This is a genomic window from Stappia sp., from assembly GCF_040110915.1.
Taxonomy (GTDB): domain Bacteria; phylum Pseudomonadota; class Alphaproteobacteria; order Rhizobiales; family Stappiaceae; genus Stappia.
The window spans coordinates 1,398,894-1,417,831 of record NZ_CP157793.1; the positions used below are offsets into that span (position 1 = coordinate 1,398,894).

Here is an 18,938-nt window from a genome sequence, read left to right on the forward strand (position 1 = left end):
GGCTTGACTTGCCGCACATCCGGAACGGCGTCAGAAGAATCGCTCGCGCACGTAAATCGTGTCGCCGGGACGCACCGGGTCGGTGATCGGCACGCGGCCGCTCAGCACCTCGCCGTTGAGTTGACGGGTGATGTCCACGTCGGTCTGTCTGGCACGCGGCGAGAACCCGCCGGCCGTGGCGATGGCGTTCTGCGCCGTCATGCCCGCGACATAGGGATACTGGCCGGCGTTAGCGACTTCGCCCATGACGAAGATCGGGCGGTAGGTCGCCACCTCCACCGACACGTCGGGATCGCGTAAGAACCCGTTTTTCAAGCGCTTTGTGATGACGTCCTCGAGCTGGCGCAGGGTCAGGCCGCGCGCCGCGACGCTGCCGATCAGGGGCATGGAGATATAGCCGGCCTGATCGACCGTATAGGTGGTGTTGAGGTCGTTCTGACCGAACACGATGATGCGCAGCTGATCGCTCGAATCGAGACGATAGGGTTTCGTCAGAATGTCGTGGAACGCCGTCGGCGGCTGGCGGTAGCCACTGCAGGCGGCAACGGTCAGGGCGAGGCACAAGGCAACGGCGAGGCGCGTAATCATCTGAAACTCCCGAAGAGACTGCGCCAGTATTTCCCGCAACGTGGTTAACTTGCGGTGAATCCCGGGGGATGTCGCACAGCGCAGTCAATCGGCAACACGGTTAACGGTCCGCTTACCATGTTGGCCGCATGATCGCGGCATCTGGAATTGGGAGTTGCCCCCATGAGCGAACCGCACGCTTCTGCCGCGGATGATCGGGTCGACATCGACCTTGCTGCCGTGTTCGGCGCCCTCAATCGGGCGTTGCGCTGGCTGCTGCCTCTGTGCGTCGCCGTGGGGATTGTGCTGGCGATTGCCCTGCAATTCGTCGCCCCCAAGTACCGGGCCGAATCCAAGGTTCTGATCCAGACCTCGGAATCGATCTATCCCGGCGAGGCGCGCGGCGTCGAGGAGGAGCGGGCGCTGCTCGACACCGAAGGCGTCGCCTCGCAGGTCGAGTTGCTCATGTCGCGCGATCTGCTGCGGCGGGTGGCGCAACGCCTCGACCTCGCCTCCGTGCCGGAATTCGAGGCCGGCTCGACGAGCCTCGTCGGCGACATGCTCGTGGCGCTCGGCCTCAGCCGCGACCCGGGGCGCAACTCCCGCGAGGAGCGGGTCCTCAAGGCCTTCTACGAGAGGCTTGACGTCTTTCGCGTCGACGGATCGCGGGTGATCTCCGTGCGATTCGTGTCCGAGGACGCGGAACTGTCGGCGGATGTCGCCAACGCGCTGGTGGAGGAATACATCGACCTGCAGTCGTCGGTGAAGCGCGAGACGACGGATTTCGCGGCAACCGCGCTGGAGCCGCAGATCGAGGCCCTGCGCGCCGAGGTTCAGGCGGCGCAGGAGCGGGTCGAGGCGTTCCGCGCACAGGCCGGGCTGCTGCTCGGCGCGGACAATCAGACCCTCGACCAGCAGCAGCTCGGGGAGATCAGTTCCGAGCTTTCCGATGCGCGTGCCGCGCAATCGCAGGCCGAGGCGCGCGCCAATCTCATTCGTGAGCAGCTGCGCGCGGGCGCCTCGCTCGACAGCGCCAACGATGTTCTGAATTCGCAGCTTATCCAGCGCCTGCGCGAGCGTCAGGTCGAGCTTCAGGCGCGGATCGCGGAGCTTTCGACCACGCTGTTGCCGAACCACCCGCAGATTCGCGCGCAGCGCTCGCAGCTTGCGGACCTGGAACGGCAGATTCGCGCCGAGGCGGAGAAGATCGCGGCCGGGCTGGAGACGGAAGCCAGCATCGAGCGCGACCGGGTCGCCTCGCTCACCGCGACGCTGGAGGATCTCAAGACCCAGGCCGCGCGGTCCAACGAACAGCAGATCCGTCTGCGCGAGCTGGAGCGCGAGGCGCAGGTCAAGGCAACCCAGCTCGATCAACTGATGACGCGCTACCGCGAGGCCGACACGCGGCGCAACGCCCCGCAGCTCGGCGCCGATGCCCGCGTGATCTCCAAGGCGAGCGTGCCGCTGGAGCCCTTCTCGCCGAAGGTCTTCCAGATCACCGCGATCGTCACCTTCGTGATCTTCCTGCTCGGCTGCATGTGGGCGGTGCTCGGCGCGTTTCTTTCCGGACAGGCGTTCCGCCCGGCGGAGGCTTCGCATGCGAGTTTCGAGGCGCCGTCCGCCGTGCCGGCCGGGCCGTCCTTCACCGCGCGCAATGTGCCGGCCGCAGGTTTCGGTTACGACTGGGGTCCGATGGCCGGCGGCGCCGTTGCAGGCGCGGCCGCGACCGGAGCGGGACCAGCCGCCGCCGTGCCGGCCGGGGCTGCCAACGCCGCCGCGCCGGGCGTGGGCGACGAGGCCGCACGCCCGGCAGCACCGGCTCCCGTGCCGGGGCCCTTGCCGCGCCGGGTCGCCGTGCTCAGCGTCGACAGCGACGATGTCGCCCAGGAAGTGACTTTCCGCCTCGTGCGCGATGCGGCCGAAGAGGGCGTGATGCCGCTCTTTCTGGAGGTTCGTCCGGATCTGGGCGATCCCGAGGCCGTGGCGGGGTTCGCGGAACTGCTGGACGGATCGGCCTCCTTCGCCGGGGTCATCTATCGCGATGCCGCGTCACGGGCGCATGTGATCGAATCGGGCCGGCGCGCCATCGACGACGAACTGGCGCAAAGCGACCGCTTCGAGATGCTGATGGACGCCATCGATCACACCTACGATCAGGTGTTCTTCGACCTCGGGCTGATCGACGATTCTCTGATCAGCGCGCAGATCCTGGCCATGGCGGATCAGGTGATCGTCGCGTCCGGCGGATCGCCGGCCGGGCCGGAGCTGGAGGATGCCCTGAGCATGCTGGAGGATCAGACCGGGGCGCCCGTTCTCGTGCAGACCGTCAAGTCCGACGATGCGCGGGCGGTTCGGTCGCCGGACATGGCGGCATAGGTCGACGGGGTAGGGCGGGAACGTGACGTTGCCGGCGGGCCGGCCTCAAGGCTTCTCATCGAATGGATGGACACCGGAGGCCGATGCTCCGGACACTCTGGGCGATCAGGCGGCCGGCGCCGTCAGACGCCGCAGGCGGCGCACCAGCGACCACAGCAGCGGCGAGTTGCGGATCGTGCGCTTGGTGCGGCGGATTCGCTGCACGCCGGTGCGGGCGCCAAGCCCGAGGAGCGAGACCGGAATCTCGACGTCCATCAGCGTTTCCTTGTCCGCCCAGGCGGTCTTGTAGCGTTCCGCGCCCAGCCCGAAGTCGAACACCTCCGCGCCACGCACGCAGGCGTCCTCGATCACGCGCGACAACAGGAGGTCGCCCGGGCTGAAGGTCGCGAAGGCCTCGTCGATGCTGTTGGTGTAGGCATGGAAGCGGCCGAAGCGAAGGCCGCACAGGTAGGTCGCGCAGATCCGGTCGTCGACCGTGAGGGCGTAGATCATCATGCGCTCGGAGCCGGCGGCGAGCGCCGTGTCGAGCTGATCGCGCAGGAAGGCCTGAAGATCGTCGGAGCGAAACACATTGGGGATGCCCTGGGTCGCCTCGCGGGCGCTGCGCTGCGCGATCAGCGCATCGAGAAACCTGTGCGCCGTCTCCGCGTCGCGGGCCTGAACGAAGTCGACCCGTCCCACCTCGGCGAGCTTGCGCTCCTTGGCCCGCAGCTTCTTGCGCGCGCTGGCGCTGCGGCGGGTGCGGTACACCGTGTCGAAGTCGCCCGTGATCGGGAAGGTGTGCACGCAATTGAGGCTTTCGATGGCGCAAGCGCCGACCAGCGGATGCGCACGCTCCACGAGTGTGGCCGGAATGTACTTCAGGTCGAAAAGGTCGATGCCGTGCTTGCGGCCGAGTGCAACGAGCGCCTCGCGCACCGACCGTCCGTTGATGCCGGCCAGCACGTCGCAGCGCCAAAGCCCGCTGTTCTGGTTGCCGTGGCAATCGCCGAGAAAGCGACCGACGGTGAGCAGCCCTCCGGCGCGCCGGGTGATCATCAGCGGCAACAGGAAGATCGGCTCCTCGTCGATCCGGCCGACCACGATCAGGGCCTCGATCCCGCGCGCGCGGGCGACGAAGCGGTACCAGGACGACAGCCATTCGTAGCTCGTGAAAAGCGTGCAGTGACCGCCGCCCTGAAGTGCCAGCCAGGCCTCGCGAACCTCCTCCGGACAGGATGCGGCCTTCAGGGTGAATTCGCCTGTCTCCAGCATCGCATCCAGTCTCATGGCGGATATATCCAGGTCTTCGGGCTCGCGGGACTGAACCACCTTCATCGATTTGGCAAGTCCTTCCGTCATGAGATCGGCCCCTTGTTGCAAACGGTGGCCGATCCTTCGGCACGTCGTTACAATCTTGAATAGCAAGGAGTTCTAAAGAAATCGTCGCTAACAGTGATTGCCGGGTCGAGCGTTCGGGGTAGGACGGAATGGATATCAGGCGACAGGTGCTCGCGGGCGGATGCAAGCTCCTTCACTGGAGTGGCGTCGGAACGCTCCTGGCGCAGTGGACGCAAGGCGCGGGCCTGATCTTCACCCTGCATCGCGTCGGTCCGCGGGCGACCGGGCCGAGCTTTCGCCCCAACGATCATCTTCATGTCACGCCGGACTTCCTGGAGGCCACCATCCAGCAGGTGCGCGCCGCCGGACTTGAAATCGTGTCGCTCTCGGAAGCGCTCGACAGGCTGGACCGGAAGGACCCCGGCGACCGGCGCTTTGCCGCCTTCACCTTCGACGACGGGTATCGGGACAATCTCGTCCATGCCTATCCGGTGCTGAAGCGGCACGGGGTGCCCTTCACGATCTTCGTGGCATCGGGGTTCATCGACCGCACGTCGGAAATCTGGTGGGAAGCAATCGAGCGCATCGTCTGCGAGGGAACGGAGATCGAGGTTCCCGTCGGCTCCACGATGACCACGCTTCCCGCATGCACGTATCGGGAAAAACGGCAGGCCTTCATCCATCTGCTGCATTGGTTCACCCGGGAACTCGGAGAGGCCTCGCAGCGGCTGGAAATGCGACGGCTGGCGGAGCGCCACGGGCTCGACCTTGCCGCTCTGGCGGACGAGCTGATGCTGACCTGGGACGAATTGCGCGAGCTTCGCCGCGATCCTCTCTTCACCGTGGGGGCGCACACGCATGACCATTTCGCGCTTGCGCGGATGACCGACACGGGGATGCGCGAGGACATCGCCAGAGGGCTGGAGCGGCTGGAGGCGGAGCTGGGCGTGCGGCCGGAGGTCTTCGCCTATCCGTACGGCTACGAGGCGGCCGTCAACAGCCATTCCGCCGAAGTCGTCGGCGAATTCGGGTTCCGCGCGGCGGTAACCACGAGCCCGGGGATGCTGCACGCGGACGACGCGCGGCTGGCGCTCCCGCGGGTGTCACTCAACGGCTACTTCCAGAACCGGGATATCGTCGCCCAATATCTGACCGGCGCGCCGTTTCCCTTGTACAATGCAGCGCACTGGCTTCGCCAGCGCCTCACTCCGCAGTGGTCTTCCGTTTGAGCCGGTTGGCCTCGCGCACGGGCTTGTCCATCCACCACATCAGCGCCCCGACGGGGATCGTCCACGCGAGCCCTGCAATCGCGAAATAGAGCATCTGCAGGCCGGTTCCCGCATCCTGCATGGTCAGGTCGCCGATCACCATGGCCACGAAGGCGTAGACGATCACGAACACGACCATGACGACCATTCCGACGAATTTTCTCAGGCGAAGCGGCATGGCGGCCTTGTCTCCGGTTTGACGGGCCCGGCGCGGGGACCGGGGAGGGCGCGCGTCCCGGCGCCGTTTGTCGCAGATGTGGCACGACGGCGCAGGCCGTCAAGGCTTGTCATCGTGGAGCGGGACCTATAACCGACGTGACGGCCTTTCGCAAAACGGCGGCGGGCCGGGTTCCGACTCAGTTGCGCAGGCCAGCACTCCGACCATGACCGATACGACGGTTTCCCATCTCTCTCCCGATGTCGCCGATGAAGCACGGGTGTGCCGCGATCGCCGCGCCATCCGTCTCTGGCTCTATGCCGTGTGCGTTCTCGTCTTTGCCATGGTGGTGGTCGGCGGCGCCACCCGGCTGACCGATTCCGGCCTCTCGATCACCGAATGGGAGCCGATCCACGGCGTGATCCCGCCGATGTCCGTCGCCGAGTGGGAAGAGGAGCTGGAGAAGTACCGGCAGATCCCGGAGTACCAGATCGTCAACAAGGGCATGTCGCTCGACGAGTTCAAGTTCATCTACTGGTGGGAATGGGGACACCGCCTGCTCGGGCGGATCATCGGGGTGGCCTTCTTCGTGCCGCTCGTCTGGTTCTGGGCACGCGGGCGCGTCGAGCCCTGGCTGCTGCCCTGGCTGATCGGCGGCTTCGCGCTCGGCGGGCTGCAGGGCGTGATCGGCTGGTGGATGGTGGCGTCGGGACTGGTCGAGCGCATCGACGTCAGCCAGTACCGTCTGGCCACCCATCTCACGCTCGCCTGCATCATCTTCACCTATCTCTATGCGCTCGCCCGCTACCTCGCGGTGCTCCCGGCCGACCGCGCGCCGGCGCCGGCGGCGTGCCCCTACGCGCGGGCCACGGCAATCGTTCTCGGGCTGCTTTTGCTGCAGGTCTTCCTCGGCGGCCTCGTCGCCGGGCTGAAGGCGGGGCTGTCGTTCAACACGTGGCCCTTGATGGACGGGGCCTTCATCCCCTCCGGCCTGTGGACCATGTCGCCGGTGTGGATCAACCACTTCGAAAGCGTGCTGACGGTGCAGTTCCAGCACCGCATGATGGCCTATCTTCTGGTCGGCGTGGCGCTGTGGCTCGCCTTCGCGGTGATGCGCGCGCCCGGGGCCCGTCATCTCGTCGGAGCGAGTGTTGCCTTCGTCGGCGTGCTGGCGATCCAGATGGTGATCGGCATCGCGACGCTTCTCGGGCAGGTGCCCTTCTGGCTGGCGCTGGCGCACCAGGGCTTCATCGTCGTGGTGCTGCTGGTGGCGGCTGAACTTTGGGTGCGTGCGCGCTTTCCCTTTGGCGAGGCGCCCGCCCGCGTGACCGCCTGACCGGCCCGCCCGCCGTTTGAAACGAAAAAGGCCGGCGCACGCACGCCGGCCTCATACCATCGACAGGAAGTGCCTCGCCCTACGGCGTCCTCCCGGCTGGAGCAGAGCGGAAAGCCGGGATCGGGGCGCCAAAAGAGGCGCCTTCCACGCACCGCGTATTCGACAGGCCGTGCCTCTCCGGTCCCGGATCGTCGCTGGCGCGACGTCCGGGAGGACGCGCCCGGCGGAGATCTGTTCATCCCCGCCAGGCCCGGCCTTCTTGCATTTTCGTGTCGCGGTTTTGGCGTCAGCCGCCGATGGCCGCGAGCGCCTGATCGAGATCCGCGATGATGTCTTCCGCGTCCTCCAGGCCGATGGACAGGCGCACCACGTCGTCGCCGGCGCCGGCCGCCGCGCGCTGCTCCGAGGTGAGCTGCTTGTGGGTGGTCGAGGCCGGATGGATGATCAGCGAGCGCGTGTCGCCGATGTTGGCGAGGTGGGACAGGATCTCGCAGGACGAGACCAGCGTGACGCCCGCGTCGAAACCGCCCTTCAGGCCGAAGGTGAAGACCGCGCCGCCGCCCTTGGGCATGTATTTCTGCTGGCGCGCGTGGTTCGGGTCGTCCGGCAGGCCGGCGTAGGAGACCCAGGCGACCTTGTCGTGCCCGGCCAGATGCTCGGCGACCTTCTGCGCGTTGTCGCAGTGGCGCTGCATGCGAAGCGGCAGCGTCTCGATGCCGGTGAGCAGCAGGAAGGCGTTCATCGGCGAGATCGCCGGGCCGAGGTCGCGCAGGCCGAGCACCCGGCAGGCGATGGCGAAGGCGAAATTGCCGAAGGTCTCGTGCAGCACCATGTCGGAATATTCCGGGCGCGGCTTTGACAGCAGCGGGTAGTTCTCCGTCGCCGACCAGTCGTAGGTGCCGCCGTCGACGATCACGCCACCCATCGAGTTGCCGTGACCGCCCATGAATTTGGTCAGCGAATGCAGCACGATGTCGGCGCCATGCTCGATCGGCCGGCACAGATACGGCGTCGCCATGGTGTTGTCGACGATAAGCGGGATCTTGTGCGCCCGGGCGATCTCCGCGATCGCGGCGATGTCGGTGACGACGCCGCCCGGGTTGGCGAGGCTTTCGATGAAGATCGCCCGCGTTCTGTCGTCGATGAGGCCGGCGAAGCTCTGCGGATCGGTGGCTTCCGCCCACTTCACGTTCCAGCCGAAGCTTTTGAACGAGTGGTTGAACTGGTTGATCGAGCCGCCGTAGAGCTTGTTCGCCGCGACGATATTGTCGCCCGGCGTCATCAGCGTGTGCAGCGTGAGAAGCTGCGCGGAGTGGCCCGATGCGACCGCCAGCGCCGCCGTGCCGCCCTCGAGCGCTGCGACCCGCTCTTCCAGCACCGCCGTCGTGGGGTTGGTGATACGGGTGTAGATGTTGCCGAAGGCCTGCAGGCCGAACAGCGAGGCGGCATGATCGACATCGTCGAACACGAAGGAGGTCGTCTGGTAGATCGGCGTGACGCGGGCGCCCGTCGACGGGTCGGGCTGGGCTCCGGCATGAATGGCAAGCGTCGAAAAGCCGGGAATGCGGTCGGTCATTAAGTCCTCCTCGTGTCGGCCGAGCCGAGATGATCGGCGGCATACTGGCCGAAGGGGGGAGGCAGGTCAAAGCAAAGCCATGCCTTGAAACGACGCGCTCGTGGAAAGCGTTTCCCTCAATCGCCGTCCGCGTCCGAACCCGTATCGCTCCCGCCGAAGGGCGAGCAGCCGCCGTCGGCGTCGGTGCCGATCCCGGCCGACCCGCTGGCGGACGGTGCGCCGCGCGCGACGTGACGCAGCAGCAAAACGAAGCCGACGCCCGCGCCGAGAAGGGCGAGCGCAAGCGGCGAGGGCAAGAGCGCGACAAGGGTCTCCATGTCCCCATCCTGCCGCAAGGGCATTCACGAGGTCTTAAAGCCCGTCCTCCACCCGCTGCATGCGGTGTCAGAGGCGGCGGCCGAGGCGGCCGGCGAGATCCTGGATGAACTGGAACGCGACGCGTCCCGACCGGCTGCCCCGAGTGGTCGCCCACTCAAGCGCGTCGGCGCGCAGCTTCGCCTCATCCACCGCGAGATCGAAATGCGCCGCATAGGCGAAGACCATGGCGAGATAGTCGTCCTGGCTGCACTTGTGGAAGCCGAGCCACAGACCGAAGCGGTCGGAGAGCGAGACCTTTTCCTCCACCGCCTCGCCGGGGTTGATCGCCGTGGAGCGCTCGTTCTCGATCATGTCGCGCGGCAGCAGGTGGCGGCGGTTCGAGGTGGCATAGAAGAGCACCGTCTCCGGACGCCCCTCGATGCCGCCCTCGAGCGCCGCTTTCAGCGACTTGTAGGAGGTGTCGTCGTGATCGAAGCTGAGATCGTCGCAGAAGATCAGCGTGCGGTGCGCCGAGGCCTTCAGCAGGGCCATGAGGTCCGGCAGGCTGTCGATGTCCTCGCGGTGGATCTCGACGAGCTTGAGCCGCCCGGCGTCGCCGCGCGATTCGAGCGTCGCGTTGACGCGGGCGTGGGCCGCCTTGACCAGCGACGACTTGCCCATGCCGCGCGCGCCCCACAGCAGGACGTTGTTGGCCGCGTGTCCCGACGCGAAGCGCAGCGTGTTTTCCACCAGCTGGTCGCGGACCCGCTCGATGCCCTGCAGCAGGTCGAGGTCGACCCGGTTGACGCGGGGCACGGGCTCCAGCCGCTTGCCCTCGGGATGCCAGACGAAGGCGTCCGCCGCCTCGAAATCGGGGGCCGCCGGCGCCGGCGGCACGGCGCGCTCGATCAGCGAAATGAGGCGGTCGAGGCGGTCGGTCAGCGCGGCGAGGTCGCGTGTCGGATCGGCGGAAGACGTCATGGCATCGAAGGTCCGGTTGAAGGCGGGGGCGGGCCGGGCGCGGATGCGCGTGCCGCAAGCGATCCCGTCCCCTAGCATGTCTTCGGGGTTCGGCAAACGGGGCAGGGGGGCGGATGCGTTTCGGCTGCGGTCCGGCAGGCCCCGGTCCGGGTATTGGCGGCCGTTCGGTTCGCCTTGCAAAGCCGCACTTGGCTTGTATAGTCCGCGCCACCTGAGGTTCAGTTCGCCGGACGGGGCAAGGCGGTGGCGGCGAAGTCGTTCGCCCGTCCCTCTCGGCCAAGGAGAGTTCCATGCTGATTACGCCTGCTTACGCGCAGGGTGCCGGGGCCGCCGGCGGACCCGACCTGCTGATGTCGATCCTGCCCTTCGTGCTGATCTTCGTGATCATGTACTTCCTGATCATCCGCCCGCAGCGGCAGCGGATGAAACAGCATCAGGAGATGGTCAACAACCTGCGCCGCGGCGATACGGTCGTGACCGGCGGCGGTCTGATCGGCAAGATCTCCAAGGTGGTGGACGACGGCGAGGTGCAGGTCGAGCTCGCCGATGGTCTGAAGGTGCGCGTCGTGCGCAGCATGATCACCGAGGTGCGCTCCAAGACCGAGCCGGTCAAGGAAAACGGCTGATTCAACGCCCGAACGTCCCGCCTTCCGGTCGGCGTGATCCAACGCCGGCCGGGCACCAGGAAACGGCCACGCCATGCTTCACTTCGCACGCTGGAAGATCACGCTGATCGTCCTCGTCATCCTGTCGGGGGCGCTGTCGACGCTCCCCAACTTCCTGTCGTCCGATACGCTGCGGGCCTTGCCCGACTGGATGCCGAAGAACCAGCTCGTCCTCGGGCTCGACCTGCAGGGCGGAGCCTATCTGCTCTATGAGGTGGACCGGGCGGACTACGTGCAGAAGCGGCTGCGCACGCTCGTCGGCGACATCCGCTCGCGGCTGCGCGACGACCCGCGCATCGGCTACACGGGCCTCGGGGTGCAGGGCACCGGCGCGCAGGTGCGCATTCGCGATCTTGACCGGCTGGAGGACGCCCGCGAGCGGTTGTCCGACCTGACCAACCCGCTGGTCAACAACCTGTTCGGCGGACAGGCGGTCGACGAATTCGAGATGACGGTGAGCGACGACGGGCTGATCCGCTTCACCTACACCGAAGGCGGACTTGCGCAGCGCATGACCTCCATCGTGCAGCAGTCCATCGAGGTGATCCGCCTGCGTCTCGACGAGTTCGGCACGACCGAGCCGTCGATCCAGCGGCAGGGCGAGGACCGCATCCTGGTCGAGGCGCCGGGCGAGGGCGATCCGGAGCGTCTGAAGGACCTGATCGGCCAGACCGCGCAGCTCACCTTCCACATGGTCGACCAGTCCATGTCGGCCGAACAGGCGATGCAGTCGCGCCCGCCGGTCGGCAGCGTGGTGATGTATTCGCAGGACGACCCGCCGTTCCCCTACCTGCTCGAGGAAGCGCCGCTCCTGTCGGGCGAGGACCTGATCGACGCGCAGGTGTCCTTCGACCAGCAGAACAACGAGCCGGTCGTCACCTTCCGCTTCAACACCTCGGGCGCGCGGACCTTCTCGGTCGTGACCCAGCAGAACGTCGGCCGGCCCTTCGCCATCGTGCTCGACAACGAGGTGATCTCGGCACCGGTGATCCGCGAGCCGATCACCGGCGGGTCGGGCCAGATCTCGGGCGACTTCTCGGTCGAGACGGCCAACGATCTCGCCGTGCTGCTGCGTGCCGGCGCGCTGCCGGCCAAGCTCACGGTGGTCGAGGAACGCTCCATCGGCCCGGGGCTGGGGCAGGATTCGGTCGATGCCGGGCGCATCGCCTCGCTGATCGCCGCCGCCCTCGTCATCGGCTTCATGGTGCTCGCCTACGGCCGCTTCGGTGTGATCGCGGACATTGCGCTGTTCACCAACATCCTGCTGGTGTTCGGGGCGCTGACCTTCCTGCAGGCGACGCTGACGCTGCCCGGCATCGCCGGCATCGTGCTCACCATCGGCATGGCGGTCGACGCCAACGTGCTGATCTTCGAGCGTATCCGCGAGGAGGCGCGCGCCGGACGCTCGGCGATCAGCGCCATCGACGCGGGTTACTCGCGCGCGCTCGGCACCATCCTGGATGCCAACATCACGACGCTGATCGCGGCTCTCATCCTGTTCCAGCTCGGCTCCGGCCCGATCCGGGGCTTCGCGGTGACGCTGGCGATCGGGATTTTCACCACGGTGTTTTCCGCCTTCACCGTCTCGCGGCTTCTGGTGTCGCTGTGGGTGCGCTGGAAGCGCCCCAGCCACCTGCCGATCTGACCGACGGGGACGAGATCCATGTTGTTGAAGCTTATCCCTGAGAACACCCGGTTCCGTTTCATGTGGCTGAGGACGGTGTCCTTTCCGCTGACGGCGATCATGTTCCTCGCCTCCATCGCGCTGTTCTTCTCGGTCGGGCTGAATTACGGCATCGACTTCAAGGGCGGCACGGTCTTCGAGCTGAAGACGAATGAATCGCCCGCCGACATCGCCGGCATTCGCGCCCAGCTCGGCACGATGAACCTCGGCGACGTCCAGGTGCAGCAGTTCGGTGCGCCGGACGAGGTGCTGGTGCGCATTCAGGCGCCGGAAGGCGGGGAACTGGCGCAGCAGTCGCAGGTCTCGCTGGTGCGCGAGACCTTCGGCGAGAGCGTCGAGTTCCGCCGCGTCGAGGTCGTCGGTCCGCGCGTGTCGGGCGAACTGGCGCAGGCCGGCCTGATCGCCGTGACCGCCTCGCTGATCGTGATCCTGTTCTACATCTGGTTCCGCTTCGAATGGCACTTCGCGATCGGCGCGATCCTGACGACCTTGAACGATATCGTCGTCACGGTCGGCCTCTTCGTGGTGCTGCAGCTCGAGTTCTCGCTGTCGTCGATCGCCGCGATCCTCACGATCATCGGCTATTCGCTCAACGACACGGTCGTGGTCTACGACCGGATTCGCGAGAATCTGCGACGATACAAGAAGATGCCGATGCCGGACCTGCTCGACCGCTCGATCAACGAAATGCTGTCGCGCACGGTCATGACCTCGGTGACGACGCTGCTCGCCCTGATCGCGCTGTGGATCTTCGGCGGCGAGGTGATCCGCTCCTTCACGCTGGCGATGATCTTCGGCGTCGTGATCGGCACCTATTCGTCGATCTTCCTGGCCGCTCCTTTGTTGATCGTGCTGGGGCTGCGCTCCTCGGCGGTGGTCGCGGGCGGCTCCGACGACGGCGACGCCGGCAAGAGCGAGGCCGCGACCCAGGGCTGATGGGCCCGAACGGGATGGCCGACCCATCGGCGCGCCGCCGGCGGCGCGCCGTGATCTGACGTGAAAGGGCACGCATGACGGACGAGGCGAAGCGGGGACGCGGTGCGGGCATCGTCGTGCGCGATGCCCATTATCCGGACCGGGCGCCGATCGAGGCCTATGGCAACGGCGGCTTTCGCTTTGCCGGCATGTCGCATCGCGGCTCGATCCTCTGCGTGCCGAGCGGCATCTACGGCTTTTCCGTCAGCGACCCGGCCGACCTTGACGTCGAGGCGCTTGCCAAGGTCTTCGCGGAGCAGGCCGGCATCGAGGTGCTGCTGGTCGGCACGGGCACCGATCTTCGCCCGCTGCCGGCAGACGTGAAGGCGGCGGCGCGCGAAGCCGGCATCATGGCCGATCCGATGTCCACCGGCGCGGCCGTGCGCACCTTCAATGTGCTGCTTTCCGAAGACCGGGCGGTTGCCGGGGTGTTTCTGGCCGTGGACTGAGCGGCCGCCAACCCTAAGTGTGCTTGCATGACCGCCACCGCTGCCGGTGCCGCCTCGGACGTCTGTCTGGACCAGGTTCGCACCTACGATTTCGACCGCTATCTCTCGCTTCTGTACGCGCCGGAGCGTGATCGCCCTGCGCTGGCCGCGCTCTATGCCTTCAACATGGAGATCGCGCGGGCACGCGAGATCGTGTCCGATCCCATGCCCGGCGAAATCCGGTTTCAGTGGTGGCGCGACGCGCTGGACGCGCCGGACGGATCGGACGTGGACCAACACCCGGTCGCCGGCGCCATCCGCCGGGCGATCGGCGCCTACGCGCTGCCGGCGGCCGCGCTGCACAACCTTATCGACGCGCGGGTCTTCGATCTCTACGACGACCCGATGCCCTGTCTCGGCGATCTCGAAGGCTACGCGGGGGAGACCTCGTCCGCGCTCATTCAGATGGCGTCCATCGTCCTCAGCCAGGGCCGGGACCCGGGCACGGCGGAGATCGCGGGTCACGCGGGCGTCGCCTATGCGCTGACCGGTCTGATGCGCGCGCTGCCCTGGCACGCGCGCCGGCGCCAGCTCTATCTGCCGGCCGATCTTCTGGAGGCGCATGGCGTCGACCGGGAAACGCTGTTTCGGGGCGAGACGCGCCCGGAGCTCAAGGCGGCGCTGCGCGATCTCGTCGCCGTCGCCCGCCGGCATCTGGAGGCGACCCGCAAACTGATCGGCCACGCGCCGCGCGAGACCGTGCCGGCCTTCCTGCCCGTGTGCCTCGTCGGGCCCATGCTGGACCGTCTGGAGCGCCGCGATGTCGATCCGCTGAACACCCCGGTCGATCTCAGCGCCCTGCGCAAGCACTGGATCTTCTGGCGTTCCTGGATGCGGTCGCGGCGCGGCTGAGCGCGATTATCGCCTTTTGCGGGACTGTTTCGTCTTTCCGTAACCTGGAATTTATCATCGCGCCCTTAGGCTGCGCCGCAACGACGAGTGTGCGAGCAAGGGGTAAGGATATGGTCTTTCAGGCGATTGTGCGCCGGGGCCTGTCCGCGGCGGGGGCGTTTTCGGCCAGAATGCTGCGGGTGGCGGTGGTTTCATGTGTCCTGGGAGGCGGTGCCGTCGCGCCCGTAATGGCCGAGACGACGTTTGCCGCGCTCGATGCGGTCGATGTGGGGCAATTGTCCGACCGGACGGCGGCTCTGTTCGGCGCGGACGGGCAAGCCGGCGACGGCGCAAGCCTCGAGGCCGCGGAAGAAAACGTCGAACAGGTCAACGAACGCGTCGCCGATCTGGCCGCGTTGCTGCGCGAATATCCGATCTCGCCGCCGGACATGACCAGCCCGCGCGCCGCGCTCGAGAGCTTCATGCTTCTGATGGCCGAAGCGGTGCGCACGTGGCGCGAGGTGCGCGACGAATTCCGCGACAGCGGCCAGTTCTTCATGAACGAGGATCAGATCCGCCGGGTCGAGGTCGTCCGGCTTCTGATCTCCAAGGCGCAGGAGATCTTCGACCTGCGCGACATTCCCGAGACCGCGCGCGATTCGGCGGCCATCGAGATCGTCCTGCAGTTCCAGGAGACGCTGGACCGGATCCTGATGCCGCGCTTCGACGAAATCCCGGGCGAGGCGGCCGGCTCCTTCCTGGATGCCCGCGAGGCCGCCGAACTGCCCGAACGGTGGACGCTGCCGGGCACCAGCATCGTCTTTCAGCGTCTCGACGCGAGCCAGGGCGGCGACCAGCGGTACCTGGTGTCGAAGGAGACGGTCGATCGCATTCCCGACGACTACGAGGCGGTGAAGCGCTTCCCCTCGCGCTCGGATCGCGGCGAGGACATGTACGAATATTACATCTACACGCCGGGCGGCCTCGTCGCGCCGCGCTGGTACGATGTGATCCTCGCCGGGCCCGAGTGGCTGCAGAACCAGTTCATGTCGCAGGCCTATTGGCAGTGGCTGCTGCTGGTGGCGCTGGTGATCGTGAGCATTTCCATTCCGGTCGCGCTGCAGCGCTGGAACCGCTGGCGCGCCGTGCCCCTGTCGGATGTGCATCGGCGCCTGCGCGGCTTCCAGCAGCCGTTGCTGCAGCTGCTCGTGGTGATAACCTTCCGCTATCTGGTCGAGCACCAGATCAACATCACCGGCGCGCCGATGGTGGCGGTCGGCACCTTCTCTTCGGTCGTGCTGTGGGTGACGCTGGCCTGGCTTGCCTATCAGACGGTGGACCTGATTGCGAGTTACGTCACCAAGAACCCGGCGATGCCGACGGCGAGCCTCGATTCCAGTCTGCTGCTCTCCGCCTTCCGCCTGTTCGGGCTCGCCTTCGCGGTGATCACCCTCGGCTACGGGGCGACGCGGATCGGCATTCCGATCTACGGCGTCGTCGCCGGTCTGGGTGTCGGCGGTCTGGCCGTCGCGCTTGCCGCCCAGCCGACGCTGGAAAACCTGATCGGCGGCGTCATCCTCTACGCCGACCGCATGGTGCGGGTGGGAGAATACTGCGAGTTCGAGGGCTTCGCCGGCACGGTGGAGGATATCGGCATCCGCTCCACGCGCATCCGCTCGCTCGACCGGACGCTGATCACGGTCGCCAACTCGGATCTGGCGAAACGCAAGATCGTCAATTTCAGCCGGCGCGACCGCTTCCTCTTCAAGCATGTCATCGGCGTGCGCTACGAGACGCGCAACGATCAGGTCACGGCAATCGCGAAGGACATTCACGACTATCTGGAGCAGCACGCCAAGGTGCTCGATCAGATGGCGCTGCGCGTGTCGCTCGTCGGCTTCGGCAATTACTCGATCGACATCGAGATCTTCACCTATATCTCGACGGCGGACCGGGTCGAGTTCCTTGCCATCCAGCAGGAGCTGCTGCTGGAGATCGGGCGGATCGTCAAGCAGAACGGCTCGGACTTCGCCTTCCCGTCCAATGTGACCTACTTCGGCAAGGATGCGGGCCTGCCGGCTCAGGCCGACACGCCGCCGGCCGATGGTCGCCACGCGGCGGCGGCCGGATCCGGTGCGATGCCTCTCGACGAGGTGCTGGGCACCGGCAGCGAGGGCTGATCGGGATCGCCACCCGCCGGGGCGCGCGGGCGGTCGACTACTCGGCCGCCTCGCGCGCCGGCACGGTGCGGGCGATCCACTCGGCGAAGGCCGCCTTCGCCCGGTCGGTCATGGCGCGCTTCTTGGCGCGTGTCTTGTCCTTGCCCTTCAGCCGCTTGCCCTCGGCATCGGTCTTCGGCGTCTCGACCGGCGGGAACAGGCCGAAATTCACGTTCATCGGCTGGAAGGAGCGCGGGCCCGGCTCGTCGCGCAGGATGTGCCCGCCGGTGATATGGCCGAGCAGCGCGCCCATGGCGGTCGTCTCGGGCGGCGGCGGGCAGGCGACGCCGAGGCGTTCGCTGGCGGCGAAGAGCCCGGCCATGCAGCCCACGCTCGCCGATTCCACGTAGCCCTCGCAGCCGGTGATCTGCCCGGCGAAGCGCAGCGCCGGGCGCGCCTTGAGCCGCAAGGTGCCGTCGAGCAGTTTCGGCGAGTTCAGGAAGGTGTTGCGGTGCAATCCGCCGAGGCGGGCGAAGACCGCATTCTCCAGCCCCGGGATCGTGCGGAACACCTCGAGCTGGGCGCCGTGGCGCAGCTTGGTCTGGAACCCGACCATGTTGTAGAGCGTGCCGAGCGCGTTGTCCTGGCGCAGCTGCACGACCGCATAGGCCTTTTCGTGGGGCTTGTGCGCGTTGGTCAGGCCCATCGGCTTCATCGGGCCGTGGCGCAGGGTCTCGCGACCGCGCTCGGCCATCACCTCGATGGGCAGGCAGCCGTCGAAATAGGGGGTGTTGGCCTCCCACTCCTTGAACTCGGTCTTGGGCGCGGCGATCAGCGCGTCGATGAAGGCGTCGTATTGCGCCTTGTCCATCGGGCAGTTGATGTAATCCTTGCCGGTGCCGCCGGGGCCGACCTTGTCGTAGCGCGACTGGAACCAGGCGACGTCCATGTCGACGGAGTCGAAATGCAGAATCGGGGCGATGGCGTCGAAGAAGGCGAGCGCGTCCTCGCCCGTCGCCTCGAGAATGGCCTCGGACAAGGCCGGCGAGGTGAGGGGGCCGGTTGCCACGATCACGCTGTCCCAGTCCTGCGGCGGCAGTCCGGCGATTTCCTCGCGCACGATGGTGATGAGCGGATGGGCCTCCAGCTCCGCGGTGACGGCGGCCGCGAAGCCCTCGCGGTCCACGGCGAGCGCGCCGCCGGCCGGCACCTGATGGCTGTCGGCCGCCGACATGATCAGCGAGCCGGCCGCGCGCAGCTCCGCGTGAAGAAGGCCGACGGCGTTGGTCTCGGCATCGTCGGAGCGGAAGGAATTGGAGCAGACGAGTTCCGCCAGATCCTGCGTCTTGTGCGCGTCCGTGCCCTGCTCGGGGCGCATTTCGTGCAGGACGACGGGCACGCCGCGCCGGGCGATCTGCCAGGCGGCCTCGGAGCCGGCCAGACCGCCGCCGATGACATGAATGGGCTGCATGGCGTCCTCTTCCTCGTTTCGGCGCAAAGCCTGTGCGCCGGGGTGTGGCAAATATTGGCGCTCACTTAGCGCGTCCCCTTTGCCGTGACAATCGAAGCGGCGATAACAGGGCCTCCAAGGGAGAACCGCAACCGTGATTCGCTTCAGTCCCGTCGTCGCCGTGCTGTCGCTCCTGTGCGCATCCGCGCTTGCCGGCTGCGCGGGCCAGGCAGCAGGCGGCGCGGCCTCCTGGTATGCCGCCCATGACGGCGTGGCGCCGCGCGCCAGCCGCATCTATGTGTGTCACGCCTTCGGCTGCGCGCGAAAGACCGCCGTGACCTATTCGGCCCGCGACCGGGCGCGGCTGCAGCGGATCCTGGCGCGCGGGCGGGCGTCGCCCGAGGCGGAACGCGCGGCAATTGCCCGCGCTATCGCCTGGGCCGAGACGAAGGCGGGGCCGGTCGTCGGATCGCAGGGCGATGTCGGCGGCTTCGACCTGCACAATTCCGGCGTGCCGGGGCAGATGGACTGCATCGACGAGGCGACCAACACCACCAGCGTGCTGCTGCTGGCCGAACGCCACGGCTACCTGCGTCACCACAAGGTGGTCCGGCCCGTCGCGCGCGGCTTCTTCCTCGACGGGCGCTATCCGCATGCCACCGCCGTGGTGCGCGAAACCGGCGGCGCGGCTTTCGCGATCGATTCCTGGCCAAGGGCCAATGGCGAACCGCCGGTCATCCAGCCGCTGGAAAAGTGGTTCGCGGAGCGCGCCTGATCGCAGCGCCCGGGAGCCGGGCCGCTGACCTTG

The 18,938-nt window shown here is 67.3% G+C and carries 17 protein-coding genes; 10 read left to right on the plus strand and 7 right to left on the minus strand.

The window, feature by feature from the left end; genetic code table 11:
- Positions 1–30: 30 nt before the first annotated feature.
- On the minus strand, positions 31–588 hold the full coding sequence (locus tag ABL312_RS06090; protein ID WP_349360485.1) for a polysaccharide biosynthesis/export family protein: 558 nt from the start codon (positions 586–588) through the stop codon (positions 31–33).
- 162 nt (positions 589–750) lie between these two features.
- Between ABL312_RS06090 and ABL312_RS06095 the strand changes: the two genes are divergently transcribed.
- Positions 751–2,943, plus strand: coding sequence for an exopolysaccharide transport family protein (locus ABL312_RS06095; RefSeq protein ID WP_349360486.1), 2,193 nt, complete (start codon positions 751–753; stop codon positions 2,941–2,943).
- A gap of 105 nt (positions 2,944–3,048) precedes the next feature.
- Here the strand turns inward: ABL312_RS06095 and ABL312_RS06100 are convergent, their stop codons facing one another.
- Entirely contained in the window at positions 3,049–4,212 is a 1,164-nt protein-coding gene (locus ABL312_RS06100; RefSeq protein WP_349360487.1) for a GNAT family N-acetyltransferase, read from the minus strand.
- 200 nt (positions 4,213–4,412) lie between these two features.
- Between ABL312_RS06100 and ABL312_RS06105 the strand changes: the two genes are divergently transcribed.
- A complete protein-coding gene (locus ABL312_RS06105; RefSeq protein WP_349360488.1) occupies positions 4,413–5,492 on the plus strand; it encodes a polysaccharide deacetylase family protein in 1,080 nt (359 codons plus the stop codon).
- Here ABL312_RS06105 and ABL312_RS06110 read toward each other — a convergent pair.
- Entirely contained in the window at positions 5,467–5,709 is a 243-nt protein-coding gene (locus ABL312_RS06110) for a DUF2842 domain-containing protein (protein ID WP_349360489.1), read from the minus strand. The two genes, ABL312_RS06105 and ABL312_RS06110, sit on opposite strands and share 26 nt — an antisense overlap.
- Positions 5,710–5,914: 205 nt before the next feature.
- Here ABL312_RS06110 and ABL312_RS06115 point away from each other — a divergent pair, with 205 nt between their 5' ends.
- Positions 5,915–7,024 carry a COX15/CtaA family protein gene (locus tag ABL312_RS06115; protein ID WP_349360490.1) on the plus strand — a complete coding sequence of 370 codons (1,110 nt, stop codon included), beginning with the start codon at positions 5,915–5,917 and terminating at the stop codon, positions 7,022–7,024.
- A gap of 286 nt (positions 7,025–7,310) precedes the next feature.
- Here the strand turns inward: ABL312_RS06115 and ABL312_RS06120 are convergent, their stop codons facing one another.
- From ABL312_RS06120 to ABL312_RS06130, 3 genes are all read right to left on the minus strand, one after another.
- The gene (locus ABL312_RS06120) at positions 7,311–8,600 is read right to left on the minus strand and encodes an O-acetylhomoserine aminocarboxypropyltransferase (RefSeq protein ID WP_349360491.1); all 1,290 of its coding nucleotides are present in this window, start codon (positions 8,598–8,600) and stop codon (positions 7,311–7,313) included.
- Between the two features lie 116 nt (positions 8,601–8,716).
- Positions 8,717–8,917: a hypothetical protein gene (locus ABL312_RS06125; protein WP_349360492.1), complete on the minus strand. Its 201-nt coding sequence runs from the start codon at positions 8,915–8,917 to the stop codon at positions 8,717–8,719.
- A gap of 67 nt (positions 8,918–8,984) precedes the next feature.
- Complete coding sequence (locus ABL312_RS06130) at positions 8,985–9,878, minus strand: ATP-binding protein (RefSeq protein ID WP_349361353.1); 894 nt, start codon at positions 9,876–9,878, stop codon at positions 8,985–8,987.
- 290 nt (positions 9,879–10,168) lie between these two features.
- On the opposite strand from ABL312_RS06130, the gene yajC reads away from it, so the two are divergent.
- The 6 genes from yajC (at position 10,169) to ABL312_RS06160 (ending at position 16,701) form a co-directional block, all read left to right on the plus strand.
- Positions 10,169–10,504 (plus strand): preprotein translocase subunit YajC, encoded by a 336-nt coding sequence (yajC, locus tag ABL312_RS06135; RefSeq protein ID WP_349360493.1) that lies wholly within the window; start codon positions 10,169–10,171, stop codon positions 10,502–10,504.
- A gap of 73 nt (positions 10,505–10,577) precedes the next feature.
- Positions 10,578–12,188, plus strand: a complete 1,611-nt coding sequence (secD, locus tag ABL312_RS06140; protein WP_349360494.1) for a protein translocase subunit SecD — start codon at positions 10,578–10,580, stop codon at positions 12,186–12,188.
- A gap of 18 nt (positions 12,189–12,206) precedes the next feature.
- The gene (gene secF / locus ABL312_RS06145; RefSeq protein ID WP_349360495.1) at positions 12,207–13,163 is read left to right on the plus strand and encodes a protein translocase subunit SecF; all 957 of its coding nucleotides are present in this window, start codon (positions 12,207–12,209) and stop codon (positions 13,161–13,163) included.
- Positions 13,164–13,237: 74 nt separating this feature from the next.
- Complete coding sequence (locus tag ABL312_RS06150; protein WP_349360497.1) at positions 13,238–13,651, plus strand: Mth938-like domain-containing protein; 414 nt, start codon at positions 13,238–13,240, stop codon at positions 13,649–13,651.
- Between the two features lie 27 nt (positions 13,652–13,678).
- Positions 13,679–14,542: a phytoene/squalene synthase family protein gene (locus tag ABL312_RS06155; RefSeq protein WP_349360498.1), complete on the plus strand. Its 864-nt coding sequence runs from the start codon at positions 13,679–13,681 to the stop codon at positions 14,540–14,542.
- Between the two features lie 227 nt (positions 14,543–14,769).
- A complete protein-coding gene (locus ABL312_RS06160) occupies positions 14,770–16,701 on the plus strand; it encodes a mechanosensitive ion channel family protein (RefSeq protein WP_349360499.1) in 1,932 nt (643 codons plus the stop codon).
- A gap of 37 nt (positions 16,702–16,738) precedes the next feature.
- Here ABL312_RS06160 and trmFO read toward each other — a convergent pair whose 3' ends face one another.
- The gene (gene trmFO / locus ABL312_RS06165; RefSeq protein WP_349360500.1) at positions 16,739–18,151 is read right to left on the minus strand and encodes a methylenetetrahydrofolate--tRNA-(uracil(54)-C(5))-methyltransferase (FADH(2)-oxidizing) TrmFO; all 1,413 of its coding nucleotides are present in this window, start codon (positions 18,149–18,151) and stop codon (positions 16,739–16,741) included.
- A 133-nt stretch (positions 18,152–18,284) separates the two neighbouring features.
- Here trmFO and ABL312_RS06170 point away from each other — a divergent pair, with 133 nt between their 5' ends.
- Positions 18,285–18,905, plus strand: a complete 621-nt coding sequence (locus ABL312_RS06170) for a hypothetical protein (RefSeq protein ID WP_349360501.1) — start codon at positions 18,285–18,287, stop codon at positions 18,903–18,905.
- Positions 18,906–18,938: the final 33 nt, after the last annotated feature.

Bases quoted from the DNA above. Each gene is read 5' to 3' on its own strand.
- trmFO (WP_349360500.1), bottom strand. From the start codon at position 18,151: ATGCAGCCCATTCATGTCATCGGCGGCGGTCTGGCCGGCTCCGAGGCC.
- ABL312_RS06160 (WP_349360499.1), top strand. From the start codon at position 14,770: ATGGCCGAGACGACGTTTGCCGCGCTCGATGCGGTCGATGTGGGGCAA.
- secF (WP_349360495.1), top strand. From the start codon at position 12,207: ATGTTGTTGAAGCTTATCCCTGAGAACACCCGGTTCCGTTTCATGTGG.
- ABL312_RS06110 (WP_349360489.1), bottom strand. From the start codon at position 5,709: ATGCCGCTTCGCCTGAGAAAATTCGTCGGAATGGTCGTCATGGTCGTG.
- ABL312_RS06095 (WP_349360486.1), top strand. From the start codon at position 751: ATGAGCGAACCGCACGCTTCTGCCGCGGATGATCGGGTCGACATCGAC.
- yajC (WP_349360493.1), top strand. From the start codon at position 10,169: ATGCTGATTACGCCTGCTTACGCGCAGGGTGCCGGGGCCGCCGGCGGA.
- ABL312_RS06120 (WP_349360491.1), bottom strand. From the start codon at position 8,600: ATGACCGACCGCATTCCCGGCTTTTCGACGCTTGCCATTCATGCCGGA.
- ABL312_RS06090 (WP_349360485.1), bottom strand. From the start codon at position 588: ATGATTACGCGCCTCGCCGTTGCCTTGTGCCTCGCCCTGACCGTTGCC.
- ABL312_RS06105 (WP_349360488.1), top strand. From the start codon at position 4,413: ATGGATATCAGGCGACAGGTGCTCGCGGGCGGATGCAAGCTCCTTCAC.
- secD (WP_349360494.1), top strand. From the start codon at position 10,578: ATGCTTCACTTCGCACGCTGGAAGATCACGCTGATCGTCCTCGTCATC.
- ABL312_RS06115 (WP_349360490.1), top strand. From the start codon at position 5,915: ATGACCGATACGACGGTTTCCCATCTCTCTCCCGATGTCGCCGATGAA.
- ABL312_RS06155 (WP_349360498.1), top strand. From the start codon at position 13,679: ATGACCGCCACCGCTGCCGGTGCCGCCTCGGACGTCTGTCTGGACCAG.
- ABL312_RS06150 (WP_349360497.1), top strand. From the start codon at position 13,238: ATGACGGACGAGGCGAAGCGGGGACGCGGTGCGGGCATCGTCGTGCGC.
- ABL312_RS06125 (WP_349360492.1), bottom strand. From the start codon at position 8,917: ATGGAGACCCTTGTCGCGCTCTTGCCCTCGCCGCTTGCGCTCGCCCTT.
- ABL312_RS06100 (WP_349360487.1), bottom strand. From the start codon at position 4,212: ATGAGACTGGATGCGATGCTGGAGACAGGCGAATTCACCCTGAAGGCC.
- ABL312_RS06130 (WP_349361353.1), bottom strand. From the start codon at position 9,878: ATGACGTCTTCCGCCGATCCGACACGCGACCTCGCCGCGCTGACCGAC.